Origin of the sequence: Longimicrobium sp., assembly GCF_036554565.1 — a bacterium.
GTDB lineage: Bacteria > Gemmatimonadota > Gemmatimonadetes > Longimicrobiales > Longimicrobiaceae > Longimicrobium.
In genome coordinates, this window is the sequence record NZ_DATBNB010000200.1 from 1 (window position 1) to 1,526 (window position 1,526).

Annotated in this window: 1 protein-coding gene; it reads right to left on the minus strand. The window is 77.9% G+C overall.

The genetic code is table 11. The annotated features are described in order from the left end of the window. Positions 1 to 1,511 (minus strand): polyketide synthase dehydratase domain-containing protein (locus VIB55_RS05415; protein WP_331875649.1); only part of this gene is annotated, 1,511 nt, incomplete at its 3' end. Positions 1,512 to 1,526: the final 15 nt, after the last annotated feature.

Below are 1,526 nucleotides of genomic sequence, written 5' to 3' on the forward strand. Positions count from 1 at the left end.
GCGCCCACGCCGCCGCCGTCGCCCAGGACCAGCCACTCGCCATCCGCGTCCGCGAGCGGCGGCGCGTCGGGAAGCGGGGCCCAGCGGATCTCGTGAAGCAGGCTCTCCGGGTCCGCCGCGCGGGGGCGCCGCGCCGCGTCCAGCCGCTGCACGCAGAAGCCTTCCGCGAGGGCCAGCAGCCGCCCGTCCTCCGAGAAGAGGCGCACCTCCGCCTCCAGCCGGTCGCTCCCGGGAACGCTTCCCGGCGCCAGGCGCGCGTGCGACCACTCCGGCGCCTCCCCGGCGGCGAACAGGCGCCAGCGGCGCACTCCGCACGGCAGGTACACGACGCCGGCCGGCGCGGCGTCCGCCGCGGCCATCGCCTGCAGGGCGGCGTCCAGCAGCGCGGGGTGCAGCAGGTAGCGCGCGGCGTCCGGCCCCACCGCCGCGGGCGCGCGCAGCCGAGCCAGCGCTTCGCCGGGTCCCCGCCACAGGGTGTGGATCCCCTGGAACGCCGGCCCGTACTCCAGCCCCCGGGCGCGCATGGCCTCGTAGAACTCGCCCACGGGAACGGCCTCCGCGCAGCGCGCGAGGACCGCGTCGCGGTCCAGGACCGCCGCGGCGTCCGGGCCGGGCGCGGCGATGCGGATGGTTCCCGCCGCGTGCGGCGTCCACGCCTCCGCCCCGGCGGACTCACGGCTGCACACGCGGAAGCGCAGATCTCCCGCCCCGGCGGGCGCGAGCACCAGTTGCACCCGCCGCGTCCCTTCCTCCGGCAGCGCGAGCAGGCGGTCGAAGACGACGTCCTCCAGCGTGGCCGCGCCGTCGTCCCCATCCACCCGCGCCGCGGCGGCCGCCAGCTCCAGGAAGCCGGCGGAGGGGAGCACCGCCGTCCCCTGCACGCGGTGGTCGCCCAGGAAGTGCGGATGCAGGGCGCCCAGGTCGCACTCCCAGAAGCGCTCCCCGGCCGGCTGCGACGAGCTCAGGTGCGTGCCGAGCAGCGGATGCCCGCCAGACGGCGGCGCGGCGCCGGAAGGGAGGTCGCCCCCCGCGGGAAGCTGATCGTACCAGTAGCGCTCCCGCTGCCAGGCGTACGTGGGAAGCGACAGGCAGCGTCCCCCGACCGGGTGCAGCCGGGCCCACTCCACCGGGTACCCGCGCGCGTACAGCTCGCCCAGCGTCGCCATCAGGGCGAGGACCGGGTCGCCCTCGCGGGCGTGCGAGGCGAGAGCGGCCACCTCGCGCCCCGCGCCGCGGGCGGTCTGGCGGATGGCGCCCAGCAGCACCGGGTGCGGCCCCACCTCGACGAAAGCGTCGAACCCCGCGTCCAGGAGCGCCCGGGTGGCGTCGGCAAAGCGGAAGGGGTCGCGAAGGTTGCGCTCCCAGTACGCGGCGTCCAGCGCCTCGCCGGGGAGGAGGGCGCCGGTGACGGCGGAATAGAAGGGCACCCCCGCGGCGCCGGCGCGCAGGCCGTCGAGCGCGCGGCGCAGTGGGGCGCGCAGCGGCTCCATCTGCGGGCTGTGCGAGGCCACGTCCACCTTCACCCG